This is a genomic window from Rhizobium sp. BK377 (assembly GCF_014193935.1).
GTDB lineage: Bacteria > Pseudomonadota > Alphaproteobacteria > Rhizobiales > Rhizobiaceae > Rhizobium.
Genome location: NZ_JACIAC010000001.1, coordinates 1618532 through 1638391 on the forward strand (window position 1 = coordinate 1618532; position 19860 = coordinate 1638391).

Consider the following 19860-nt stretch of genomic DNA (forward strand, 5'->3'; position numbering starts at 1 on the left):
CCCTGGCGCTTCGGCTTAGAGCCTTTCCTGGTCAGATTGAATCATTCTGACCAGGAAAGGCTCCAACTGTCAGCCTTGATGTTTCCGGATATCCGATGCCGCACAAGGTTGCCCTTTCCCATCTGAAACTGACCGACTTTCGCAATTATGCGTCGGCCTCGCTTGCGCTCGACGGCCGGCACGTGGTGTTGACCGGCGACAACGGCGCCGGCAAGACCAACCTGATGGAGGCGGTCTCTTTCCTGTCGCCGGGACGCGGGCTGCGCCGCGCCGCCTATGGCGATATCACCCGCGTCGGTGCTACAGGCGGATTTTCGATCTTTGCCGTGCTTGATGGCATGGAAGGCGATGTCGAGATCGGCACGGGGATCGATGCCAGCGACGAGGCGATGACGCGCCGGCTGCGCATCAACGGAACGACGGCAAAAACAGTCGACGAACTGACTGATCATTTGCGCGTGCTCTGGCTGACACCGGCGATGGACGGGCTCTTTACCGGTGGCTCGTCGGACCGCCGGCGGTTCCTCGACAGGCTGGTGCTGTCGCTCGATCCTGAACATGGCCGGCGGGCGAGCGATTTCGAGCGCGCCATGCGCAGCCGCAACAAACTGCTCGATGAAGGCCGCTTCGACCCGTCCTGGCTTTCCGGCATCGAGGAGCAAATGGCAAGCCTCGGTATTGCCATGGCGCTCGCCCGGCAGGAAATGCTCGGCCTGCTGACACGGCTCATTGAGGAAAGCCGCGAGACCTCCCCCTTCCCATCGGCATCGCTGCAGCTCTCGGGCTTCATGGATGGCCAGTTCTCTCGCCCCTCGGTCGACCTGGAAGATGAGTATGCGGCAACGCTCGCCGCCAATCGTTACCGCGATGCCGGCGCCGGACGCACGCTGGAGGGGCCGCATCGTGCCGATCTTATCGCGCATCATCGTGAGAAGCAGATGGAGGCGGCGCGCTGCTCCACCGGCGAGCAAAAGGCCCTGCTGGTCGGCCTCGTGCTTGCCCATGCGCGGCTCGTCGGCAATCTCACGGGTCATGCGCCGATCCTGCTTCTGGACGAGATCGCCGCTCATCTGGATGAAGGGCGCCGTGCGGCGCTGTTCGATCTGATAGACGGGCTTGGCGGCCAGGCCTTCATGACGGGAACGGACCGTCAGATGTTTGCGGCACTTGCCAAGCGGGCACAGTTTTTCACGGTTGCCGACGGAAGGGTTTTCGAATGAGCGATAGCGCTTCTCCCCGCGGTTTGGAGCGTGTTAGCATTACGCCCATGGAACCCCTTAGCCCGGACGAAATCGCACGCTATCATCGCCACATCCTGCTGCCGGAAATCGGCGGCGCGGGCCAACAGAAACTGAAGGCCGCGAGGGTGCTTGTCATCGGCGCCGGAGGGCTCGGCGCGCCGATCCTGCAATATCTGGCGGCTGCAGGCGTCGGCACGCTCGGTATTGCCGATGACGACCGTGTTTCGCTCTCCAACCTGCAGCGGCAGGTGATCCACGATTCCGGTACGATCGGCGAAATGAAGACGGAAAGCGCGGCCATCGCGATCGCTCGGCTGAACCCGCATATCAAGGTCATCCGTTTCACGGAGCGCCTTTCCGCCGATACGGCGCGTTTGCACCTCTCCGGCTTCGATCTCCTGATCGACGGCTCGGATAATTTCGATACGCGCTATATGGCCGCCGATGCAGCGGAAGAAGCGCGTATCCCACTCGTGACAGGTGCCGTCGGCCGTTTCGACGGATCGCTGACGGTGCTGAAGCCCTATGAAGCTGCCGAAGATGGCACCCAGAATCCTGGATATCGCGACCTATTTCCCGAGGCACCGCCGGCCGGATTGATCCCCGCCTGTGCGGAGGCCGGTATTATTGGCGCACTAACGGGCGTAATCGGCACGATGATGGCCATGGAGGCGATCAAGCTCATTACGGGTGCCGGCGAACCGCTGATTGGTCGCTTGCTGCTCTATGACGCCCTGTCCGCTCGTTTCGATACGATCCGCTACAAGCGCCGACGTGCGAGGCAGAGCAGGACCGCATGACGCCTTTTCGCATCGATGAGGGCTTTGCCCGCTGGAGCGAGCTGCTCGATCTCATTCTCGTATCCTTCGCCTATATGGAAGGCCGCATCGATCCGCCCTCCTCCGCAACTCGCCTGACGATGGAATCGCTGGTGGAGAAGGCAAGGGCAGAAATCGCCTATGCCATAGAGAATAAGGGGCAGCTCGCCGGCTGCATTTTCCTGCGCCCGGAGAAAGATTGCCTCTATGTCGGAAAACTCGCGGTTCTGCCATCCGCGCAAGGCAAGGGCATCGGCCGGCGACTGCTTGATATAGCCGAAGAGACGGCGTTCGATCTCGGGCTTCCGGCATTGAGGCTCGAGACGCGGATAGAGCTCTTCGGCAATCACGCGACCTTCGCGGCCTGGGGGTTTGAGAAGACCGCAGAAAGGTCTCATCCGGGCTTTACGCGGGTAACGTTTATCGAGATGCGGAAAGCGCTCGCCGGCTGATCTGGCCGGCTAAAGATGGCAGCGCTCCGGCCGTCACCGGCCCGGCAGCACCCGATTCGGTGGTCGATGGCCATCGATGAAGGCGCGGATGTTGATGATGACCTTGTCACCCATCTCCGCACGCCCCTCGATCGTCGCCGAGCTCATGTGCGGCAGCAGCACGACCTTACCCTCATTGGCGAGCTTCACCAGCTTCGGATTGACGACAGGTTCGTTCTCGAAAACATCGAGCCCGGCGCCGGCGATCTTTCCTTCCCGCAGGCATTTGATGAGGGCAGCTTCATCGATCACGTCACCCCGGGCCGTATTGACGAGATAGGCGGTCGGCTGGAGCAATGCCAGGCGCCTTGCCGACAAGAGATGAAAGGTTGCCGGCGTCGAGGGGCAATTGACCGAGACGATGTCGACGCGGGCGAGCATCTGGTCGAGGCTTTCCCAATAGGTCGCCTCGAGCTCGTCCTCGGTCGCCGGATTGACGCGCTTGCGGTTGTGATAATGGATCGACAGGCCGAAGGCCTTGGCACGGCGCGCAACGGCCGTGCCGATACGGCCCATGCCGACAATGCCGATTCGCTTTCCATGGATGCGTCGCCCGAGCATCCAGGTCGGAGACCAGCCGGCCCATTCGCCGGGCCTGTCGGTCAGCACGCGCGCGCCTTCGCCGATCCGCCGCGGTACGGCGAGGATCAGCGCCATGGTCATATCGGCGGTATCGTCGGTCAGCACGTTCGGGGTGTTGGTGACAGTGATGCCCTTGCGGGCGGCGGCTTCGACATCGATATGATCGGTGCCATTTGAAAAGCTGGCGATCAGCTTCATCTGCGGCCCAGCCTGTTCGATGAGGGCCGCGTCGATCCGGTCGGTCACGGTTGGCACGAGTACATCGCAGGTTCTGATGGCTTCGACGAGTTCGGGAACGGATCGCGGCGTATCGTCGATATTCAACTCGGCATCGAAAAGCTCGCGCATGCGGGTTTCAACGACATCAGGCAGCTTGCGGGTTATGTAGACCTTCGGTTTTTTCTTCGTCGTCATAGCGGCTTGCAGTGCCTTGTTTAGAGGTCTTTAACCAAGATGGGCGATCATTTTCCCGTTCCGGGCATTTTCTACCAGACCCGCACGCGAAGACAAACAAAACTCGTGTGGCGGCCGGGGAATCCCGGAAAGCGAGCAGGCGCGGCCTGCTGCGAATTCGACCCAACGGAAGCTTCTATGCGTCGCACAGTTATGAAGTCCTGTCTCGTCCTGACGGTTGCCTTTGCCGTATCGGCGGGAACCATCGAATTTGCGCAAGCCCAGGCGGCCAAGGGGCCGAGCGGCCTGCCGCTGCCGCGCTTCGTGACGCTGAAGTCCAAGCGCGTGAACCTTCGCATCGGGCCGGGAACGGATTATGCGGTTTCATGGATGTATCTGAAGACGGGCTTGCCGGTCGAAATCATCCAGGAATACGACAACTGGCGTCGTATCCGCGATGCCGACGGGACGGAAGGCTGGGTCAACCAGTCGCTGCTGTCAGGCCAGCGTGCCGCTATCGCCGCGCCGTGGATGAAGGGCAAGGGCAAAGGCGTCTATGTCAACCTCCGCCGTGAAGCACAGCCGTCTTCCAGCATCGTCGCCAAGCTGGAGCCGGGCGTGATGATCACGATCGGTGAATGCAGCGGAGAGTGGTGCTTCGCAAAGACCGACGGCGCCGAAGGCTGGGTAGCGCAGTCGGAAATCTGGGGCGCCTATCCGGGCGAGGCCTTTAAATAAGGCCCGCCTCTTTTGCGGCTTCGGACAGTGACTTCATCGGCCGCGGGCCGATCTGCTGAATGACGATGCCCGCAGCAAGGCAGCCAAGCTTGCCGCAATCCTCCAGCGTACGGCCCTGCGTATAACCGTAGAGGAAGCCTGAGGCGAAGAGATCGCCGGCGCCGGTCGTATCGACCAATTCGTTGATCTTGATCGCATCGACGTAATGGCGCTCGTTGCCCCTCAGAATCACGGCGCCGTCCTCGCTGACGGTCACGGCTGCGATCTTGCAATCCTTGGCGATCTTGTTCAGTGCTTCCTCGAAATCGTCGGTTTCGTAAAGCGAAAGGACTTCCTGGCGGTTGGCGAAGACGATATCGACCTTGCCCGAGCGCATCAGATCCAGGAATTCGCCGCGGTAACGATCGACGCAGAAGCTATCGGAGAGTGTCATCGACATTTCGCGGCCGTTCTCATGGGCGATGCGGGCACAATCGAGAATCGCTTCCTTGGCACGCGGCGGATCCCAGAGATAACCTTCGAAATAGGTCACCTTGGCCTGCGCCACGACATCTGCTTCGACATCCTCAGGTCCGAGCTCGACGCAGGCGCCAAGATAGGTGTTCATCGAGCGCTCGCCGTCATCGGTCACGAAGATCATCGAGCGCGCAGTCGGCGGAAATGTGCCCCTGGCCTTGGTCTGATAGTGGACGCCCTGGGCACGGATATCATGCACGAATATCTCACCGAGCTGGTCCTCCGCGACCTTGCCGAAATAAGCGGCCTTGCCGCCAAGGCTGGCAATGCCTGCAGCCGTATTGCCGGCACTGCCGCCGGAAGCCTCAAGAGCCGGACCCATGCGGGAATAGAGCAGTTCGGCGCGTTCGGCATCGATGAGGTTCATCGCCGCCTTGGTGATCTTGTTGTCAATGAGGAACTGGTCGTCGCAACGGGCGATAATATCGACGATTGCATTGCCGACTGTCAGAACATCGAATTTGGTCATGAAGTGGGAAGTCCCGGATTTGTGATAGCCGGTAATGGGTCTTAGCGAAATTTGCCATTATTGAAAGGATAAACAGCATACCGCCTTCCAACTCTTCGCAAAACTGCCGTTTGCTCGTCATGCCTCTGTCATTTCCCCTGTCTAAAAATGGCATTAGAAAGACCGGCATGCAGTATTTCGTAGAGCTGGGCTACGGGAGAGATGATCTCTTCAGTCTTACCGGAACGGCGCTGACCACGGATGAACTGGCAGTGCCGGACCCGGGTATCCGGCAGGACCGGATGCGGAAAAGCGGGCCGAGCCCGCTTTTTTTGTTGCGACGCGGAAGAAATTGCACCCATGGCATTTGTCATGGCTGGCGATTTGCTGTTAGACCTCGGCAATCCCCGCGCAGAGCAGCAGTTAATGTCAGCCATCATCTTCGACGTTCTCCCGATCTTCCTTCTCATTCTCATCGGCTGGCTGATCGTCCGCGTCGGATTGCTGACCGCAAGTGTCGGCGATGCCTTGAGCGAGTTCGTCTTCAAAATCGCCGTGCCTCTGCTGCTTTTCCGCACCATCGCCGAGGCCGATTTCCACGGCGCGTCACCGTTCCGGCTCTGGGGCGTCTATTTCTCCGGTGTCGCGGTGACATGGACCGCCGGGCACTTCGTCGCTACGCGTTTCTTCGGGCGTGATGAGCGGATCGGCGTGCTTGCCGGCGTGTCCTCCGCTTTCGCCAACAACATCTTCATTGGCCTGCCGCTGGTCGAGCGCACCGTGGGCAGCGAAGGGCTTGTTGCCCTTTCCATCCTGCTTGCCGTGCATCTGCCGATCATGATGGTGGCAGGTACGATCATGATGGAACATGCCGAACGCAAAATTTCCGGCAAGAGCGACCGCAGCATGACCCTGGTGCTGAAGCAGATTGGCCTGAACCTGCTGCACAACCCGCTGGTTATCGGCATCGCGGCAGGCGCCGTCTTCCATGTCTCGGGCCTGACCATGCCGTCAACAATCAGCACTGTCGTCGGGCAGATCGCCGGCACGGCCGGTCCGGCGGCATTGATTTCGCTCGGTATGGCGCTGCAGAAATACGGAGTCTCGGGCAATGTCGGGATTGCCAGCGTGACCTCAGCCTTCAAGCTGCTGCTGCTGCCTGGCTGCGTGTGGGCAGCAAGCCATCTTTTCGGCCTTAGCAACGAGTGGGCAGCGGCGCTGGTGCTGACTTCGTCGGTGCCGACAGGGGTGAATGCCTGGCTGATCGCCAATCGCTTCGGCGTCGGTCACAGCCTTGCCGCCTCGACGATCACAGTGACTACGGCGCTGGGCGCAATCACCGTTTCCTTCTGGGCCTATATTCTCGGCGCCTGAGGCAATAAAAAAGCCCAGCTTGAGACCGGGCTTCTTATTGAAAATTCGCCGCTTCTTACTGCGTTGCAGCCGGAGCATTCGGATCCGGCAGCGGAGCGGGTGAATCTGCCAGCGTGTGCAGATAGAGGATGACGTTGGCACGGTCCTGATCCTTCGGCAGACCGGCAAAGCCCATGGCCGTGCCCGGAACGTCTTTCTTCGGCGCCGCTAGGAATTTGTTGAGGTTTTCGAAGGTCCAATGTTCGCTGCCGCCCTTGGAGAAATCCTTCATGGCGGAGGAATATGCGAAGCCTTCATGCGAGGCGATCGGGCGATCTACGACACCAAAGAGATTCGGACCGACTTTATTGGGTCCGCCTTTGGTGCCGTCATGACAGGCCTGACACTTCTTGAATACGGTTTCGCCGGCCTTGGCGTCGGCGCTGGCAAGAAGCTGCGCGATCGGAACGGCAACGGCAGCAGGCGCACCTTCACCGCCGGCGGCAGGTGCCTCCTCGGCGACGATGGCAAAACCCTCCTTCTCCGGCGCCTCGGAATGGAAGATCCCCTCGGACGCGATGGAGACCGACATCAGAACGAAGACCGTTCCCAGCAGCGCCCCCACGGCCGTATTGACGTATGAATTCATCTGCAATGCTCCCCTTGCAGCCGGCAGACCAGAAACCGGACCATCTTGAAATTGCGCGGAACCTATGTCTTTTGGCTATCCGTTGCAACTGTCTAAATGGTCTTGTGCGTGAGACTTTTTGCCACTTTTCAGCCCGGATTAGAAGGCCCGAACAATGACTGATTCAAAATTGGATGACGTGCTGGTGCTGATCCCTGCACGCATGGCTTCCACCCGCCTTCCGGGCAAGCCACTGGCCGATATTTGCGGTTTGCCGATGATCGTACAGGTAGCGAAACGGGCAAAGGAAGCGACGATCGGGCGGGTGGTCGTTGCCGTCGACGACCAGCAGGTGTTCGACACCGTTTCCGCCGCGGGCTTTGAAGTGGTTATGACACGCCGGGACCACCAGTCCGGTTCCGACCGCATTTTCGAGGCGCTGACAAAGATCGATCCTGATAGGAAAGCGAAAATTGTCGTGAACGTTCAGGGTGACCTGCCGACGATCGATCCCGAAACCATGCGTGCGGCGTTGCGCCCGCTCGATAACGAAGCCGTCGATATTGGAACCCTGACGACCGAAATCGACAATGAGGAAGACAAGACCGCGCCGCACATTGTGAAAATCGTTGGTTCACCGCTCTCCGACAGCCGTCTGCGTGCGCTTTACTTCACCCGCACGACCGCACCTTACGGCAACGGGCCGCTCTATCACCATATCGGGCTCTATGCCTACCGACGCGCTGCGCTCGAGCGTTTCGTCTCGCTTGGCCCATCGACGCTTGAAAAGCGCGAATCACTGGAGCAGTTGCGGGCGCTCGAAGCCGGTATGCGCATCGATGTCGAGATCGTTGACACGGTTCCGCTCGGTGTCGATACTCCAGCCGACCTCGAAAAGGCGCGGCACATTCTCTCCGCGAAGGCCAACTGACGGATTTCTTCATGAATATCAAGACCAACAGGATCGCCTTCCAGGGCGAATTCGGCGCCAATTCCGACATGGCGAGCCGCGACATGTTTCCGACCATGGAACCGCTGCCCTGTCAGACCTTCGAGGATGCCTTTACGGCGGTCGACAATGGCGACGCAGACATTGGCATGATCCCGATCGAGAACACGATCGCGGGACGCGTGGCCGATATCCACCACCTGCTGCCGGAATCGCGCCTGCACATTATCGGCGAATATTTCATGCCGATCCGCTTTCAGCTCATGGTGCTTCCAGGTGTGACGAAGGATGAAATCCGCACCGTGCACAGCCATATCCATGCGCTTGGCCAGTGCCGCAAGATCGTGCGCGCCAACGGCTGGAAGCCTGTGATCGCCGGCGATACGGCAGGGGCCGCCAAGCTCGTCAAGGAAACCGGCGACCGCTCGATGGCGGCGCTCGCGCCGCGCCTTGCCGCCGATCTCTACGGCCTCGATATCATCGCCGAGAACGTCGAGGATACGGAAAACAACGTGACGCGTTTCGTTGTGCTGTCGCGTGATGAGGAATGGGCAGAACGCGCTGCCAGTGACGAGAAAATCGTCACCACCTTTGTCTTCAATGTCCGCAATATTCCGGCAGCGCTCTATAAGGCGCTCGGCGGTTTTGCGACGAATAACATCAACATGACGAAGCTCGAAAGTTACCAACTCGGCGGCAAGTTCGTAGCGACGCAGTTCTACGCCGATATCGAGGGCCACCCGAACGACGCACATGTGCGGCGGGCACTGGAGGAACTGCGTTTCTTCTCCGAGAAGGTGCGCATCCTCGGCGTCTACAAGGGCCATCCGATGCGGGGACTTCTGTGAGGATTACTCAAAGCCTCTCCGGTAGCTGACCGAAGAGGCTTTGTGCATATTCGAATTTATTTGTCCGGCTCGCAAACACGCAAGCGATGCCCGTCCGGATCCAGCACGACGAAGGTCGGACCGAAATCGAGTTCAGTCAGATCCTGAGCGAACGGCAGGCCGCGGCCGCGCCAGTCTTCATAGTGCCTTGCGACGGCATTTTCTCCATCGACCATGAAGGCGACCTCACCGCGGTTGCCGATGGCAGAGGGTTGCGGTTCGACGCTGCTGCGGCGCCAGAGGCCGAGAGTGAAGCCGCCATCGAGCGGGAAGGCGACGAAATTCGGGGCCTCCACGGCCGGCTCGCGACTCAGAATATTGCGATAGAAGGCTGCACTTTCGGCGGGATCCTTGACATAGAGGATAATAAGATTGGGGCTAGCCATTTCAGTTCTCCATTGGGTTGAAAGATGCCCGGCCGCAAGCTGCTGCCATTTTATGGCAGCAGCTTGCCGAATGCAGCGCTGCAGACAGCGCCGCTTCGTTCCCGGGGGGAATATCAATGAGGGGGCCTTGCGGCCCTAACGGAAGAGATCGTCGCCGACGCGCCAGTCCTGTCCGTCCGTGAAGCCGAGATCGCGCTTGCGCCATTGCGGCATCGTATCGAGATCGAGGCGTGGACGGCGTGATGATGCTCCTGTGAACCTCTCAGCAAACAGACGCACCAGACGCGAACGAAGGGTTTTTCCGGCTCCGACTGAAGTACGACGGCCGGCATATTGAACGACTTGAGGCATTCCCATGATCAGTACTCCTTCCTGCTGGACTGGTACTGATAATAGCGCCACCTGCTGACAGTTTATGGCAGTAGTGTTAGTGCTCGATCGGAGTATCCTGCGTGTCCCGCCATTCCTTCAGGAGAACGGTGCGACGACGCGGATACCGCGCGTCATGGATCGTCATATCGATGATACGATCGGTGCGGAAATGACGGAAATCCTGGCGCAGCTCGCACCAGGCCATGATGATGCGCACGTGCTCGAAATATCCGAGCGCGAAAGGCCAGATACGGCGGCGGGAGATACGCCCCTGTTCGTCGCCATAATGCAGTTCAAGGATACGTTCCAGGCGGATCGCCTTGCGGATGGCCGAAACATCCGCCTTGTCCTCATCCTGCCGTTTGCGGCCGACAAAAAGCGTGGCCGAATCAACCATATCGCGCATGTCGGGCGGTAGCACGGCGGCGATCTTTGCCAGCGCGTCAGCGCCGGCATTGGCCAGCCGCGGTTCGGCGGCGCGCGCCACCCAACGGGAGCCAAGCACCAATGCTTCCAGCTCTTCCTCAGAAAACATCATCGGCGGCAGCATGAAGCCGGGTTTCAGCACATAGCCTATGCCGGCCTCACCCTCGATCATGGCGCCTTGCGCCTGGAGGCTGGCAATATCGCGATAGAGCGTGCGCAGGCTGACACCGGTTTCTTCGGCCAAGACGGTGCCGGTGACCGGCCGCCGATAGCGCCTGAGCGTCTGAAGCAGGGTCAGCAGCCGTTCGGAGCGGGCGACCATGATTACGTCCTCATGCAGACAAACGGGCACGGGTGACGATCATCCGTGCGCTCCGGTTTCTTGCTCACCGTTTCCACTCGACCCAATCGCGCATCAGTCGATGGGCAATCGCGCCCCGCGGCGGCGGCGCCTTACCGTTGACGCCGGGACGTTCCAGCATTTCAATGGTTTCCTCGCGGGTGAACCAGCGGCAATCCTCAAGTTCAGCTTCGTCGCGATGGATATCGCGCGACCTCGCCTCGGCATAACAGCCGATCATCAGCGAATGCGGCATCGGCCACGGCTGGGAGGCATGATAGCGGATACGGCCGGTCCTGATGCCGGATTCTTCCAGCGTCTCACGGCGAACGGCATTTTCGATCGTCTCACCGGGCTCCAGGAAGCCCGCCAGACAGGAATACATGCCCGGGGCAAAATGAGGACTGCGGCCGAGCAGGCAGAGATCGCGCTCTTCGTCGATCGTCAGCATGATGACGACGGGGTCGGTGCGCGGGAAGATCATGTGCTCGCAGGCAGTACAGACGCGCTTGTAACCGCCGATGTGGATTTCCATGACCGAGCCGCAGCGGCCGCAAAACTGGTTGTCGCTGTTCCAACGAATGAGACTTGCAGCCTGCGCGAATTCGCCGAGCAACATTTCATCGACCAGCTCGTCGCGAAAGAGCGAACGGCCGTCGACCGGTTTATATTGGCTCGTCATATCCTCGATGTCGATGCCGACGGGCACGGCAAGGCGTGGTTCGCCGGTCTTGCGATAGCCGAGCAGCACGGTCTCGTCCCAATTCGGCTTCAGCTCCTGCAGCTCATAGCGGGCAAAGAGCGGATCGAGTACCTGACCGTCATGTTTCAGCACCAGTTTGTCCTTCGCGAAGGCGAAGATATGCGTGCCTTCGCGGGCAAGCGCCTTTTCGACCGAGCCTTCATCGCGATGTTCGCTGTCGCGGCTCAGGTCGTTTGCGGCAAAGGCGGTGAGATTGCTGGGTTCCGGATGTGGCGCATCCGAATCGAAAAGCGAATGACTCATGATGAAAGGGCTTCCCGCAGCTTTGCTATGAATTCGTCTCTGGTTGCGTCCTCATACGGCTCAGCCTTGCCGAAGCCCCAGACAGGCCCCGGCCAATTCGCATCACCTTCAGAACGCGCAATGACATGAACATGAAGCTGGCGGACGATATTGCCAAGAGCCCCGACATTGATTTTTGTGGCACCGGTGACCTTCTTGAGTGTTGCGGAGACAAGCTCGATTTCGAAGGTCAGCAGCACCTGATCAAGCGGCGTCAGCTCGAAGATCTCTGTGACATCCGCCCGGCGCGGCACCAGGATCAGCCAAGGCCAGCGGGCATCCTTCGATAACCTGACGTCGCACAGGCCAGCGACCATAATACTGGTGCTGTCGCTTTCGAGCCTGCGGTCGAGCACGAAATTGCTCAAGGACATTCTCCTCATGTTTTCCAATGGACTAGCAGTTTTTTCGGAGCTTGGCTTGCTTTTGATGACGATTTTGCCGATATGTGCATCCGGGAGGTTGGTGGTGGACGAGCCACTCGCCAACCGGGTCAGGTCCGGAAGGAAGCAGCCCTAACGAGCCCGGCACGGGTCATCGTGCCAGCCTCCCACCTTCTCTTCCAAGAAGCCCGGGCTTTCGGGCGCTAGCAGGGCGATGAGCGACACCGAGCGACAATCACAGGATGCCGCCTCGACAGGCACCGGATACCGGGTGCTGGCACGCAAATACCGCCCCAAGGATTTCACGGACCTGATGGTCGGCCAGGAGCCGATGGTCCGCACGCTCACCAACGCCTTCGAAACGGGCCGCATCGCGCAGGCTTACATGTTGACCGGTGTTCGCGGCGTGGGCAAGACGACGACGGCGCGCATTCTGGCGCGGGCGCTGAACTACAAGACGGCCGAAATCGACAAGCCGACGATCGACCTTCGTGTGCCTGGCGAGCATTGCCGAGCGATCATGGAAGGCCGCCATGTCGACGTGATCGAGATGGACGCCGCCTCGCATACCGGTATCGACGACATCAGAGAAATCATCGAGCAGGTGCGCTACCGGCCGGTTTCGGCGCGTTACAAGGTCTATATCATCGACGAAGTGCACATGCTGTCGGCGCAGGCCTTCAACGGTTTGTTGAAGACCCTCGAGGAGCCGCCGGAGCATGTGAAGTTCATCTTTGCGACGACGGAAATCCGCAAGGTTCCAATCACCGTTCTCTCGCGCTGCCAGCGCTTCGACCTGCGGCGTATCAGTGCTTCCGATCTCGTCGGCCTGTTTTCGACGATCGCTGCCAAGGAAGGCATCGAAGCGGAGCCCGATGCGCTTGCGATGATTGCGCGCGCTGCGGAAGGTTCGGCGCGCGACGGTCTGTCGCTGATGGATCAGGCGATCGCCCATGGCGGCGGCGTGGTGCAGGCGGAAGCCGTACGCGGCATGCTCGGCCTTGCGGATCGCGCCCGCATCGTCGATCTCTTCCAACATATCGTGCGCGGCGATGTCGCAAGCGCGCTCAATGAATTCCAGAGCCAGTACCAAGCCGGCGCCAACCCTGTCGTGGTACTGACGGATCTCGCCGATTTCACGCATCTGGTGACGCGGCTGAAATATGTGCCTGATGCCGCAAACGACCCCTCGCTCAGCGAAGTGGAGCGCACCAAGGCGTCGGAATTTGCGCAAGGTGTCGCGGTTACCACCCTTTCGCGCATTTGGCAGATGCTGCTGAAGGGCATTCCGGAGACGGAAAACTCTTCGCGTACGGCGGGTGCGGCCGAGATGGTGCTTATCCGGCTCGCGCACGCAGCACATCTGCCGGCGCCGGAGGATGCGGCACGGCGGCTTGCGGAATTTTCCAATGAAGGGGGCGCGCCACGTCCGTCCTCACCTGCGCCTTCGGGTAATGGCGGCGGCACACGTGTTCCCTACCAGACGAATGTGACGGCGCGGTCTGCGGAGCCGGCACCGCGGCCACAGCCCTCGGGGCCGACAGCGATGCTGCGGGCCGTACCCAATCCGGAGCCGCAGAGTATCGGCCGCGTTGAAACCAAGCCGTCAGAGGTGCCGAAGCCGGTCGTGCCGGTCAATTCGATCGGCGATATCGTTGATCTCGCTGGCGAAAAACGGGACGTCAAACTCAAGGCATTGGTGCGCAACTTCGTGCGGCCGGTGCGTATCGAGCCCGGCCGGCTGGATGTGAACCTCACCGAGGGCGCACCGGGCACATTGCTTAACGAGCTTGCCGTCAAGCTCAAGGAATGGACCGGCATCCACTGGATCGTCAGCACCAGCCGCGAAGAAGGCGGGCCGACGATGGTGGAGGCGGAAGCCAAGGCGCAGGAACAGCGCGTCAGCGATGCCCGTCAGGATCCCGACGTTGCAGCGATCCTGGCGCAGTTTCCGGGCGCCAAGATCATCGACGTACGCGTACGGGCGCCGACGCCGGAGGAAGAGGCGGAGGAGGTCAAACCACCTGCCGCAGCCGAATCCGAAGAGGGCGACATCTTGCCGGGCGACGACATAGAATTCTAGTTTCAAGAAGGAGAAGACGATGCGCGACATCATGGGCATGATGGGCAAAGTCAAGGAAATGCAGGCCAAGATGGAGCAGATGCAGGCGGAAATCGCCGAGCTGACTGCCGAAGGCAAGGCCGGCGGCGGGCTGGTCACCGTCATCATCTCCGGCAAGGGCGAGCTCAAGAGCCTGAAGATCGACCCTTCCCTCTTCAAGGAAGACGATGTCGAGATCCTCGAAGACCTGATCGTTGCCGCCCATAAGGACGCCAAGGACAAGGCGGAAGCCATCGCCGCCGAAAAGACAAAGGCGCTCACGGCCGGCCTGCCGATCCCGCCCGGCTTCAAGCTGCCTTTCTGATTTTTACCGACCAGTCCGGTATTCGACTGGCCCCGGGAGAGGAGACGGGTAATGACGACGCTCACGACATTGCTGGTTTTTGCCGGCGCTCTTTTCATTGCCGCCGGGACACCCGGACCAAGCGTTGCGGCGCTCGTGGCCCGCGTCATTTCGAAAGGCGCGCGTGACGTTCTACCCTTCCTCTTTGGCATGTGGGCAGGAGATGCGATCTGGCTCACTTGCGCGATTGCCGGCCTCTCGGCGATCGCCGAAAGCTTCTACCATGTCTTCGTCGTCATCAAATGGCTCGGCGTGCTCTATCTTCTTTATCTCGCCTGGCGAATGTGGTTCGCCAAAGCAGATGTCGAGGAAGAGGAACTGCCGCAGGAGCGTTCGCGCGGCCGGATGTTTCTGACCGGCCTGGCGATTGCGCTCGGAAATCCCAAGATCATGATGTTTTATGTGGCGCTTCTGCCATCGATCATCGACATTCCCTCGGTGTCGATTGCCGGCTGGGCCGAACTCATCATTACGCTATTCGTCGTCCTGGCTGTCGTCGATTTCAGCTGGATGTTCCTTGCCGCAAAAGCGCGCGGTTTCCTGAAAAGCCGGCGCGCGGTACAGATCGCCAATCGGGTGAGTGCGGGAACGATGGCAGGGGCCGCCGTCACGATCGCGATGCGCTGAACTATTGCTGTGCTTCCAGCTCGGCTCGCAGCTTGTGATGAACGGGCGCTGCCAGATAACGCTCGCGGTCTGCGGCTGAAAGCCGGCGTCCGAAGGTTTCCATCATTTCCGGCATCGTGACTGGGGTGCCCGGAAATGGCTTGTACCCGACCTGCATTCCGGCTTCCACGATCCCATTGGCGATCACGCGGCAATAGATGCCGGGACGTGCCGCCTTGGTATAGCGTTTGACGAATTTCGGATCGTTCATCCTGGCGGCGAACGTAGCGCAAGGGATGCGGCAGGACGTCACCTCAAGGATCAGTTCGCCGACGATGAAGCGGTCCCCGACCGTGACATCGCGGTTATCCAGCCCCTCTATGACGAGGTTCTCGCCGAAGGTGCCGGGGTCGACAGGGCGGCCGAGTTCGTTTGCCCACCAGTCGAGGCTAAGCGAACCCTCCAGGTAAACAGCTTGATCGACACCGCCGTGATGTTTCCTGTTGCAAATGGCATCGCCGACGAGGCCTTCGGCATCGATCATGACGCCGCCGCTGACGGCATGCTTGAAGATACCGGTCTTGTAGCTCTTGCCCGGCAGCCTTTCTGCAGAGCCGCGGCAGACGGCGAGGATTTTCATGGTTTCAGCGATTCTTCCGTGATTCCGTTTTCGTTCCATATCAGTTAAGAACGGCACATGGCAAAGCGAGTCACCGGCCCCGAAATTGAAAAACTGATCCAGCTTCTGGCGAAAGTGCCGGGCCTTGGGCCGCGCTCGGCGCGGCGGGCGGCGCTGCATCTGATCAAGAAGAAAGACCAGCTGCTTGGTCCGCTGTCACATGCGCTGGGCGAAGCTTATGACAAGGTGAAAATCTGCTCGCGCTGCGGCAATGTCGATACGGTCGATCCCTGCACGGTCTGCACCGATGCGCAGCGCGACCAGTCCGTCATCATCGTCGTCGAGGATGTCTCGGATCTCTGGGCGCTGGAGCGCGCCGGTGCGCTGAACGCCGCCTATCATGTGCTTGGCGGCACGCTCTCGCCGCTTGATGGAGTCGGCCCTGACGATCTCAATATCCGCGGGCTGATCAACCGTGTCGGCGAAGGCGGCATCAAGGAAATCATCATCGCTGTGAATGCGACCGTCGAGGGACAGACGACGGCGCATTACATCACCGATCAGCTTGCCGATCTCAATGTGAAGATCACGCGGCTGGCGCATGGCGTGCCAGTCGGTGGCGAGTTGGACTATCTCGACGAGGGTACGCTGTCCGCAGCGCTTCGAGCGCGGACGGTAATTTAGGGGGGTACATGGGGACGGGTTTCTTCGGCCGGCTACTTCTCACGGGCGCCGCCTGGCTCACGCTTTCGGTAGCGCCTTCTTACGCTGCCCCTTCGAAAGCCGATGTCGAAGCGCAATTCGAAAAATGGGTGCAGGGCGATCTCTGGCCGGACGCGAAGAAGAACGGCATATCGGAAAAAACCTTCCGCGCCGCCTTTTCGGGGGTCGAACTCGACTGGACTCTGACCGATCTCGCGCCGCCCGGCTTTCCGCCGCCGAAGGAGCAGAAGCAGACCCAGGCAGAGTTTTCCTCGCCAGCTCCCTATTTCAACGAGGACCGGCTGAAACGGCTTGCGATGACGGGACGCGGCTTTGCCTCGCAATATGCCTCGACGCTCAGCCGCATTGAAAAAACCTATGGCGTACCTGGTTCGATCGTGCTGGCAATCTGGGGACGCGAGACCGGCTTCGGCGCGGCGAAGATCCCGAATTCCGCTGTCGATGTACTGGCAACCAAGGCCTTCATGTCGACCCGCAAGGACATGTTCCGCATGGAACTGATCGCTGCGCTGCATATACTCGACGGCGGCGATGTTACCCCTGCCGATTTCAAGGGATCGTCGGCAGGCGCGCTCGGTCAGCCGCAGTTCATGCCGACGAGCTATCTGAAATATGCCGTCGATTTCGACGGCGACGGGCACCGCAATATCTGGAGCTCGGTTCCCGATACGCTCGCCTCGATTGCCAATTTCCTCGTAAAAAAGGGCTGGCAGCGCGACCGCGACTGGGGCTTCGAAGTGACGATCCCCGACGCCATCTCCTGCGCGCAGGAAGGGCCTGATCTTGCCAAGCCGCTCTCCCACTGGTCGTCACTCGGCATCAAACGTATTTCCGGCAAAGATTTTCCATCCGGCGAGTTGAAAGCACAGAGCATGATGCTGGTGCCGGCAGGGCGCGACGGGCCGGAATTCATCGTTACGCCGAACTTCTATATCATCAAGGAATATAACAACTCCGACCTTTATGCCCTCTATATCGGCAACCTTGCCGACCGCATCGCCTCCGGTTCCGGTGCCTTCCAGCGACAATGGGGCGATGTCGGCAAGATGCTGCGCTCGGATGTCGCCGCCATGCAGAAGGCGCTTGAGCGGCAGGGCTATGATGTCGGCGGATCGGATGGATTGCCGGGCTACAAGACGCGACGCTCAATCGGCCAATGGCAGGAAGAGAACGGCATAAAGCCCACATGCTTCCCAGAGGCATCGATGAAGGGCAAGCTGAAGTAAGAAGCCTCCGCCTCGGCGGATGTTTTACAGGCTGCGCTTCAGCCCTTCATGGCTCGCCACAAAACCGAGCTTTTCATAGAAGCGGATCGAATCCGCGCGCATCTTGTCGGATGTGAGCTGCACGAGACCGCAACCGCGCTCGGCGCAGCGAGCAATCGCCCATTCGATGAATTGTGAGCCGAGGCCGGAGCCACGATGGCCCTTTGCAATACGCACGCTTTCGATCTGGCCTCGCCACATTCCCGTTCGCGATAGGCCGGGAACAAAGCTCAACTGCAAGCAGCCGACGATCCGATCAGTCTCGTCGATTGCAACAGCCAGCACCTGGTTGGGATCTTCCTCGATTGCGGCGAAGGCTGCGAGATAGCGTATATCGACGGGATCCGAGACGACCTCCCGCGTGCTGCCGAGATCATCATCGGCGAGCAGCCGGATGATGTCGGCGAGATCGGATTGTTTTGCGCTTCGGAAGACGTGCATGGCTGATCTCAGTGGTGCAGATCGATCGGCGTCTTGTGGAAGATGTCATCGACTGGCGGAATGGCTTGTCGTTCGATCATGCGGTGAACATGCGGCAGGCCCTCGCCACGATGCAGCGCGCGAAGCCGATCGGTATTTTCGGCATCGGCCTGGGTGCGGCGCTGGTTGTGCCTGATATATTCGACCCACGTCGGCGTGTGATAAGTTTCCGTCCAGAGGCCGGGATTTTCAAGATCGCGCATCAGTGCCCAGTTGCGGGCGCCATCGCGAATGCGGATGCGACGACGTTCTACCATCAGCGTCATGAATTCGGCCAAGTCGTCATCGGCAATCTGGTAACCGACCTGAATGACGATCGGGCCGCTGCGTGGTGTGATATCCAGACCGAGAGCCGGCTCTATGAAGCGATTCAGCGGATCGAGATTGAGCGAGGCAAAGGCCGGCATGGAAAAGCGCAGGCCGATGACGACACCAAGCAACAGGACCGCGGCCGACATCAACAATGCGTCGGAAAGACCGTAATTGTTAGCAATAATGCCCCAGAGCCAGCTGCCGCCGGCAATGCCGCCGAAGGTGACGGTCTGGTAGAGCGACAGTGAGCGGCCCACCACCCAGCGCGGCGTGGATAGCTGGACGATGGTGTTGAAGAGCGAGAGCGCCGAAACCCAGCAGGCACCGGCAATCAGCAATCCGGCGGAGGTGAGCACGGCGCTTGGGCTCAGAGCGGCGATCACCGCGCTGAGCGCAAAACCCAGGAAGGCTAGGCGGATGATCGTCTCGCTGGAAAACATTTCGCGCAGTCTGGCGCTGAGCATCGCGCCGCCAATCGCGCCTATACCGAAGGCGCCGAGCATGAAACCGTAAGTCAGCGGCCCGCCAGAAACGAGATCGAGCGCTACGACCGGCAACAGCGCCTGAATAGAACTCGCGCCGACGCCAAACACCAATCCTCTCAGAAGGATTTTTTCAAGGTTGGGCGACATGGAGACATAGCGCATGCCGGCAAAGATGGCGCTGCCTAGTGTTTCGCGTGGCAGTGTCGAGGCGGACGTACTCGGCCGCCAGCGAAGCAATGCGTAGATGAGAGCAATATAGCTCAACGCGTTCACCGCAAAGGCCGCGGCTGCACCAGCAGCCGCGACGATGGCACCCCCGATCGCCGGACCGACGCTGCGGGTAATATTAAACCCCATGCTGTTCAGTGTAACAGCCCCCGGCAAATCGGCGCGCGGCACCATGTCGCCGACAGAGGCCTGCCAGGCGGGATTGTTGAGTGCCGTGCCGCAGCCGATAAGAAACGTGAAGAAAAGAAGCAGTCCGGGTGTAATCCAGCCGAGAATGGCGCAGGCTGTCAACAGGATCGAAACCGCGAGCATCATGGACTGGGCCGTCAGCATGATCCTGCGTCGATCATAATTGTCGGCGAGAGCACCCGAGACCAGCGAGAACAGCATGATCGGCAGCGCCGTCGAGGTCTGCACCAGCGCAACCATATCCTCCGACGAGGTGATGACCGTCATCATCCAGGCAGCACCGACGGCCTGGACCAGACCGCCGAAATTCGAGGCGAGGCTCGCAAACCAGATGTTACGGTAGGTTTCATGCCGCAAAGGCGCAAATGTCGAAGACCTATAGGCCACGTTTCCTCCCGCTTTTACCCTTATGGTTCAGTGGCCAATATATGCGGAAGAGAAGCGCTCGCCATAGCTTAGCTCATACCTGCTAAGATGAAGGAGACGAAATCA

The 19860-nt window shown here is 60.1% G+C and carries 23 protein-coding genes and 1 other RNA gene; 13 read left to right on the forward strand and 11 right to left on the reverse strand.

The window, feature by feature from the left end; all coding sequences use genetic code 11:
* Nucleotides 1–95: 95 nt before the first annotated feature.
* Genes recF through FHT92_RS08040 form a run of 3 tightly spaced genes read left to right on the forward strand, consistent with a single transcriptional unit; the run spans nucleotide 96 to nucleotide 2511 of the window.
* Nucleotides 96–1220: a DNA replication/repair protein RecF gene (gene recF / locus FHT92_RS08030; protein WP_183823677.1), complete on the forward strand. Its 1125-nt coding sequence runs from the start codon at nucleotides 96–98 to the stop codon at nucleotides 1218–1220.
* Nucleotides 1217–2041 (forward strand): molybdopterin-synthase adenylyltransferase MoeB, encoded by an 825-nt coding sequence (locus FHT92_RS08035; protein WP_183823679.1) that lies wholly within the window; start codon nucleotides 1217–1219, stop codon nucleotides 2039–2041. Before recF ends, FHT92_RS08035 begins: the two co-directional genes overlap by 4 nt.
* Nucleotides 2038–2511: a GNAT family N-acetyltransferase gene (locus FHT92_RS08040; protein ID WP_183823681.1), complete on the forward strand. Its 474-nt coding sequence runs from the start codon at nucleotides 2038–2040 to the stop codon at nucleotides 2509–2511. The genes FHT92_RS08035 and FHT92_RS08040 overlap by 4 nt, the downstream gene beginning before the upstream one ends.
* Nucleotides 2512–2544: 33 nt before the next feature.
* On the opposite strand, the gene FHT92_RS08045 is transcribed toward FHT92_RS08040, so the two are convergent.
* Complete coding sequence (locus tag FHT92_RS08045; protein WP_183823683.1) at nucleotides 2545–3546, reverse strand: 2-hydroxyacid dehydrogenase; 1002 nt, start codon at nucleotides 3544–3546, stop codon at nucleotides 2545–2547.
* Between the two features lie 177 nt (nucleotides 3547–3723).
* Between FHT92_RS08045 and FHT92_RS08050 the strand changes: the two genes are divergently transcribed.
* The gene (locus FHT92_RS08050; RefSeq protein ID WP_183745564.1) at nucleotides 3724–4263 is read left to right on the forward strand and encodes an SH3 domain-containing protein; all 540 of its coding nucleotides are present in this window, start codon (nucleotides 3724–3726) and stop codon (nucleotides 4261–4263) included.
* On the opposite strand, the gene FHT92_RS08055 is transcribed toward FHT92_RS08050, so the two are convergent.
* Nucleotides 4256–5248, reverse strand: a complete 993-nt coding sequence (locus FHT92_RS08055) for an adenosine kinase (protein WP_183745561.1) — start codon at nucleotides 5246–5248, stop codon at nucleotides 4256–4258. The genes FHT92_RS08050 and FHT92_RS08055 overlap by 8 nt on opposite strands.
* A 405-nt stretch (nucleotides 5249–5653) precedes the next feature.
* Between FHT92_RS08055 and FHT92_RS08060 the strand changes: the two genes are divergently transcribed.
* On the forward strand, nucleotides 5654–6601 hold the full coding sequence (locus tag FHT92_RS08060; RefSeq protein ID WP_183823685.1) for an AEC family transporter: 948 nt from the start codon (nucleotides 5654–5656) through the stop codon (nucleotides 6599–6601).
* Nucleotides 6602–6656: 55 nt separating this feature from the next.
* Here the strand turns inward: FHT92_RS08060 and FHT92_RS08065 are convergent, their stop codons facing one another.
* Nucleotides 6657–7229 carry a cytochrome c family protein gene (locus FHT92_RS08065; RefSeq protein WP_183745555.1) on the reverse strand — a complete coding sequence of 191 codons (573 nt, stop codon included), beginning with the start codon at nucleotides 7227–7229 and terminating at the stop codon, nucleotides 6657–6659.
* A 154-nt stretch (nucleotides 7230–7383) separates the two neighbouring features.
* On the opposite strand from FHT92_RS08065, the gene FHT92_RS08070 reads away from it, so the two are divergent.
* Entirely contained in the window at nucleotides 7384–8139 is a 756-nt protein-coding gene (locus FHT92_RS08070; protein ID WP_183745552.1) for a 3-deoxy-manno-octulosonate cytidylyltransferase, read from the forward strand.
* An 11-nt stretch (nucleotides 8140–8150) separates the two neighbouring features.
* Complete coding sequence (locus tag FHT92_RS08075; RefSeq protein WP_007813868.1) at nucleotides 8151–9005, forward strand: prephenate dehydratase; 855 nt, start codon at nucleotides 8151–8153, stop codon at nucleotides 9003–9005.
* 56 nt (nucleotides 9006–9061) lie between these two features.
* Here FHT92_RS08075 and FHT92_RS08080 read toward each other — a convergent pair whose 3' ends face one another.
* From FHT92_RS08080 to FHT92_RS08100, 5 genes are all read right to left on the reverse strand, one after another.
* Nucleotides 9062–9430, reverse strand: coding sequence for a VOC family protein (locus tag FHT92_RS08080; protein ID WP_025669404.1), 369 nt, complete (start codon nucleotides 9428–9430; stop codon nucleotides 9062–9064).
* A gap of 135 nt (nucleotides 9431–9565) precedes the next feature.
* Nucleotides 9566–9787 carry a hypothetical protein gene (locus FHT92_RS08085; RefSeq protein ID WP_246735145.1) on the reverse strand — a complete coding sequence of 74 codons (222 nt, stop codon included), beginning with the start codon at nucleotides 9785–9787 and terminating at the stop codon, nucleotides 9566–9568.
* Between the two features lie 70 nt (nucleotides 9788–9857).
* Entirely contained in the window at nucleotides 9858–10553 is a 696-nt protein-coding gene (locus FHT92_RS08090) for a helix-turn-helix transcriptional regulator (protein ID WP_183746475.1), read from the reverse strand.
* A 61-nt stretch (nucleotides 10554–10614) separates the two neighbouring features.
* Nucleotides 10615–11574: an NAD(+) diphosphatase gene (gene nudC / locus FHT92_RS08095; protein WP_183823687.1), complete on the reverse strand. Its 960-nt coding sequence runs from the start codon at nucleotides 11572–11574 to the stop codon at nucleotides 10615–10617.
* A complete protein-coding gene (locus FHT92_RS08100) occupies nucleotides 11571–11981 on the reverse strand; it encodes an HIT domain-containing protein (protein ID WP_183745546.1) in 411 nt (136 codons plus the stop codon). Before FHT92_RS08100 ends, nudC begins: the two co-directional genes overlap by 4 nt.
* 89 nt (nucleotides 11982–12070) lie before the next feature.
* Here FHT92_RS08100 and ffs point away from each other — a divergent pair.
* The 4 genes from ffs (at nucleotide 12071) to FHT92_RS08120 (ending at nucleotide 15088) form a co-directional block, all read left to right on the forward strand.
* An RNA gene (gene ffs, locus FHT92_RS08105) (signal recognition particle sRNA small type) lies at nucleotides 12071–12167 on the forward strand.
* 43 nt (nucleotides 12168–12210) lie between these two features.
* Entirely contained in the window at nucleotides 12211–14079 is a 1869-nt protein-coding gene (locus FHT92_RS08110; protein ID WP_183823689.1) for a DNA polymerase III subunit gamma/tau, read from the forward strand.
* A 19-nt stretch (nucleotides 14080–14098) separates the two neighbouring features.
* Nucleotides 14099–14422: a YbaB/EbfC family nucleoid-associated protein gene (locus tag FHT92_RS08115; protein ID WP_007813855.1), complete on the forward strand. Its 324-nt coding sequence runs from the start codon at nucleotides 14099–14101 to the stop codon at nucleotides 14420–14422.
* A 51-nt stretch (nucleotides 14423–14473) separates the two neighbouring features.
* Entirely contained in the window at nucleotides 14474–15088 is a 615-nt protein-coding gene (locus tag FHT92_RS08120; RefSeq protein WP_183745540.1) for a LysE family translocator, read from the forward strand.
* Between the two features lies 1 nt (nucleotide 15089).
* Here the strand turns inward: FHT92_RS08120 and FHT92_RS08125 are convergent, their stop codons facing one another.
* On the reverse strand, nucleotides 15090–15707 hold the full coding sequence (locus FHT92_RS08125) for an MOSC domain-containing protein (protein WP_183823691.1): 618 nt from the start codon (nucleotides 15705–15707) through the stop codon (nucleotides 15090–15092).
* A gap of 57 nt (nucleotides 15708–15764) precedes the next feature.
* Here FHT92_RS08125 and recR point away from each other — a divergent pair, with 57 nt between their 5' ends.
* Both recR and FHT92_RS08135 read left to right on the forward strand, forming a co-directional pair.
* Nucleotides 15765–16370 (forward strand): recombination mediator RecR, encoded by a 606-nt coding sequence (recR, locus tag FHT92_RS08130; protein ID WP_183823694.1) that lies wholly within the window; start codon nucleotides 15765–15767, stop codon nucleotides 16368–16370.
* An 8-nt stretch (nucleotides 16371–16378) separates the two neighbouring features.
* Nucleotides 16379–17635: a lytic murein transglycosylase gene (locus FHT92_RS08135; RefSeq protein WP_183823695.1), complete on the forward strand. Its 1257-nt coding sequence runs from the start codon at nucleotides 16379–16381 to the stop codon at nucleotides 17633–17635.
* A gap of 24 nt (nucleotides 17636–17659) precedes the next feature.
* Here FHT92_RS08135 and FHT92_RS08140 read toward each other — a convergent pair whose 3' ends face one another.
* Both FHT92_RS08140 and FHT92_RS08145 read right to left on the reverse strand, forming a co-directional pair.
* Entirely contained in the window at nucleotides 17660–18115 is a 456-nt protein-coding gene (locus FHT92_RS08140) for a GNAT family N-acetyltransferase (protein ID WP_183823697.1), read from the reverse strand.
* A gap of 8 nt (nucleotides 18116–18123) precedes the next feature.
* A complete protein-coding gene (locus FHT92_RS08145; RefSeq protein ID WP_183823699.1) occupies nucleotides 18124–19755 on the reverse strand; it encodes an MFS transporter in 1632 nt (543 codons plus the stop codon).
* Between the last annotated feature and the right edge of the window lie 105 nt (nucleotides 19756–19860).

Bases quoted from the DNA above. Each gene is read 5' to 3' on its own strand.
- recF (WP_183823677.1), top strand. From the start codon at position 96: ATGCCGCACAAGGTTGCCCTTTCCCATCTGAAACTGACCGACTTTCGC.
- FHT92_RS08035 (WP_183823679.1), top strand. From the start codon at position 1,217: ATGAGCGATAGCGCTTCTCCCCGCGGTTTGGAGCGTGTTAGCATTACG.
- FHT92_RS08040 (WP_183823681.1), top strand. From the start codon at position 2,038: ATGACGCCTTTTCGCATCGATGAGGGCTTTGCCCGCTGGAGCGAGCTG.
- FHT92_RS08045 (WP_183823683.1), bottom strand. From the start codon at position 3,546: ATGACGACGAAGAAAAAACCGAAGGTCTACATAACCCGCAAGCTGCCT.
- FHT92_RS08050 (WP_183745564.1), top strand. From the start codon at position 3,724: ATGCGTCGCACAGTTATGAAGTCCTGTCTCGTCCTGACGGTTGCCTTT.
- FHT92_RS08055 (WP_183745561.1), bottom strand. From the start codon at position 5,248: ATGACCAAATTCGATGTTCTGACAGTCGGCAATGCAATCGTCGATATT.
- FHT92_RS08060 (WP_183823685.1), top strand. From the start codon at position 5,654: ATGTCAGCCATCATCTTCGACGTTCTCCCGATCTTCCTTCTCATTCTC.
- FHT92_RS08065 (WP_183745555.1), bottom strand. From the start codon at position 7,229: ATGAATTCATACGTCAATACGGCCGTGGGGGCGCTGCTGGGAACGGTC.
- FHT92_RS08070 (WP_183745552.1), top strand. From the start codon at position 7,384: ATGACTGATTCAAAATTGGATGACGTGCTGGTGCTGATCCCTGCACGC.
- FHT92_RS08075 (WP_007813868.1), top strand. From the start codon at position 8,151: ATGAATATCAAGACCAACAGGATCGCCTTCCAGGGCGAATTCGGCGCC.
- FHT92_RS08080 (WP_025669404.1), bottom strand. From the start codon at position 9,430: ATGGCTAGCCCCAATCTTATTATCCTCTATGTCAAGGATCCCGCCGAA.
- FHT92_RS08085 (WP_246735145.1), bottom strand. From the start codon at position 9,787: ATGGGAATGCCTCAAGTCGTTCAATATGCCGGCCGTCGTACTTCAGTC.
- nudC (WP_183823687.1), bottom strand. From the start codon at position 11,574: ATGAGTCATTCGCTTTTCGATTCGGATGCGCCACATCCGGAACCCAGC.
- FHT92_RS08110 (WP_183823689.1), top strand. From the start codon at position 12,211: ATGAGCGACACCGAGCGACAATCACAGGATGCCGCCTCGACAGGCACC.
- FHT92_RS08115 (WP_007813855.1), top strand. From the start codon at position 14,099: ATGCGCGACATCATGGGCATGATGGGCAAAGTCAAGGAAATGCAGGCC.
- FHT92_RS08120 (WP_183745540.1), top strand. From the start codon at position 14,474: ATGACGACGCTCACGACATTGCTGGTTTTTGCCGGCGCTCTTTTCATT.
- FHT92_RS08125 (WP_183823691.1), bottom strand. From the start codon at position 15,707: ATGAAAATCCTCGCCGTCTGCCGCGGCTCTGCAGAAAGGCTGCCGGGC.
- recR (WP_183823694.1), top strand. From the start codon at position 15,765: ATGGCAAAGCGAGTCACCGGCCCCGAAATTGAAAAACTGATCCAGCTT.
- FHT92_RS08135 (WP_183823695.1), top strand. From the start codon at position 16,379: ATGGGGACGGGTTTCTTCGGCCGGCTACTTCTCACGGGCGCCGCCTGG.
- FHT92_RS08140 (WP_183823697.1), bottom strand. From the start codon at position 18,115: ATGCACGTCTTCCGAAGCGCAAAACAATCCGATCTCGCCGACATCATC.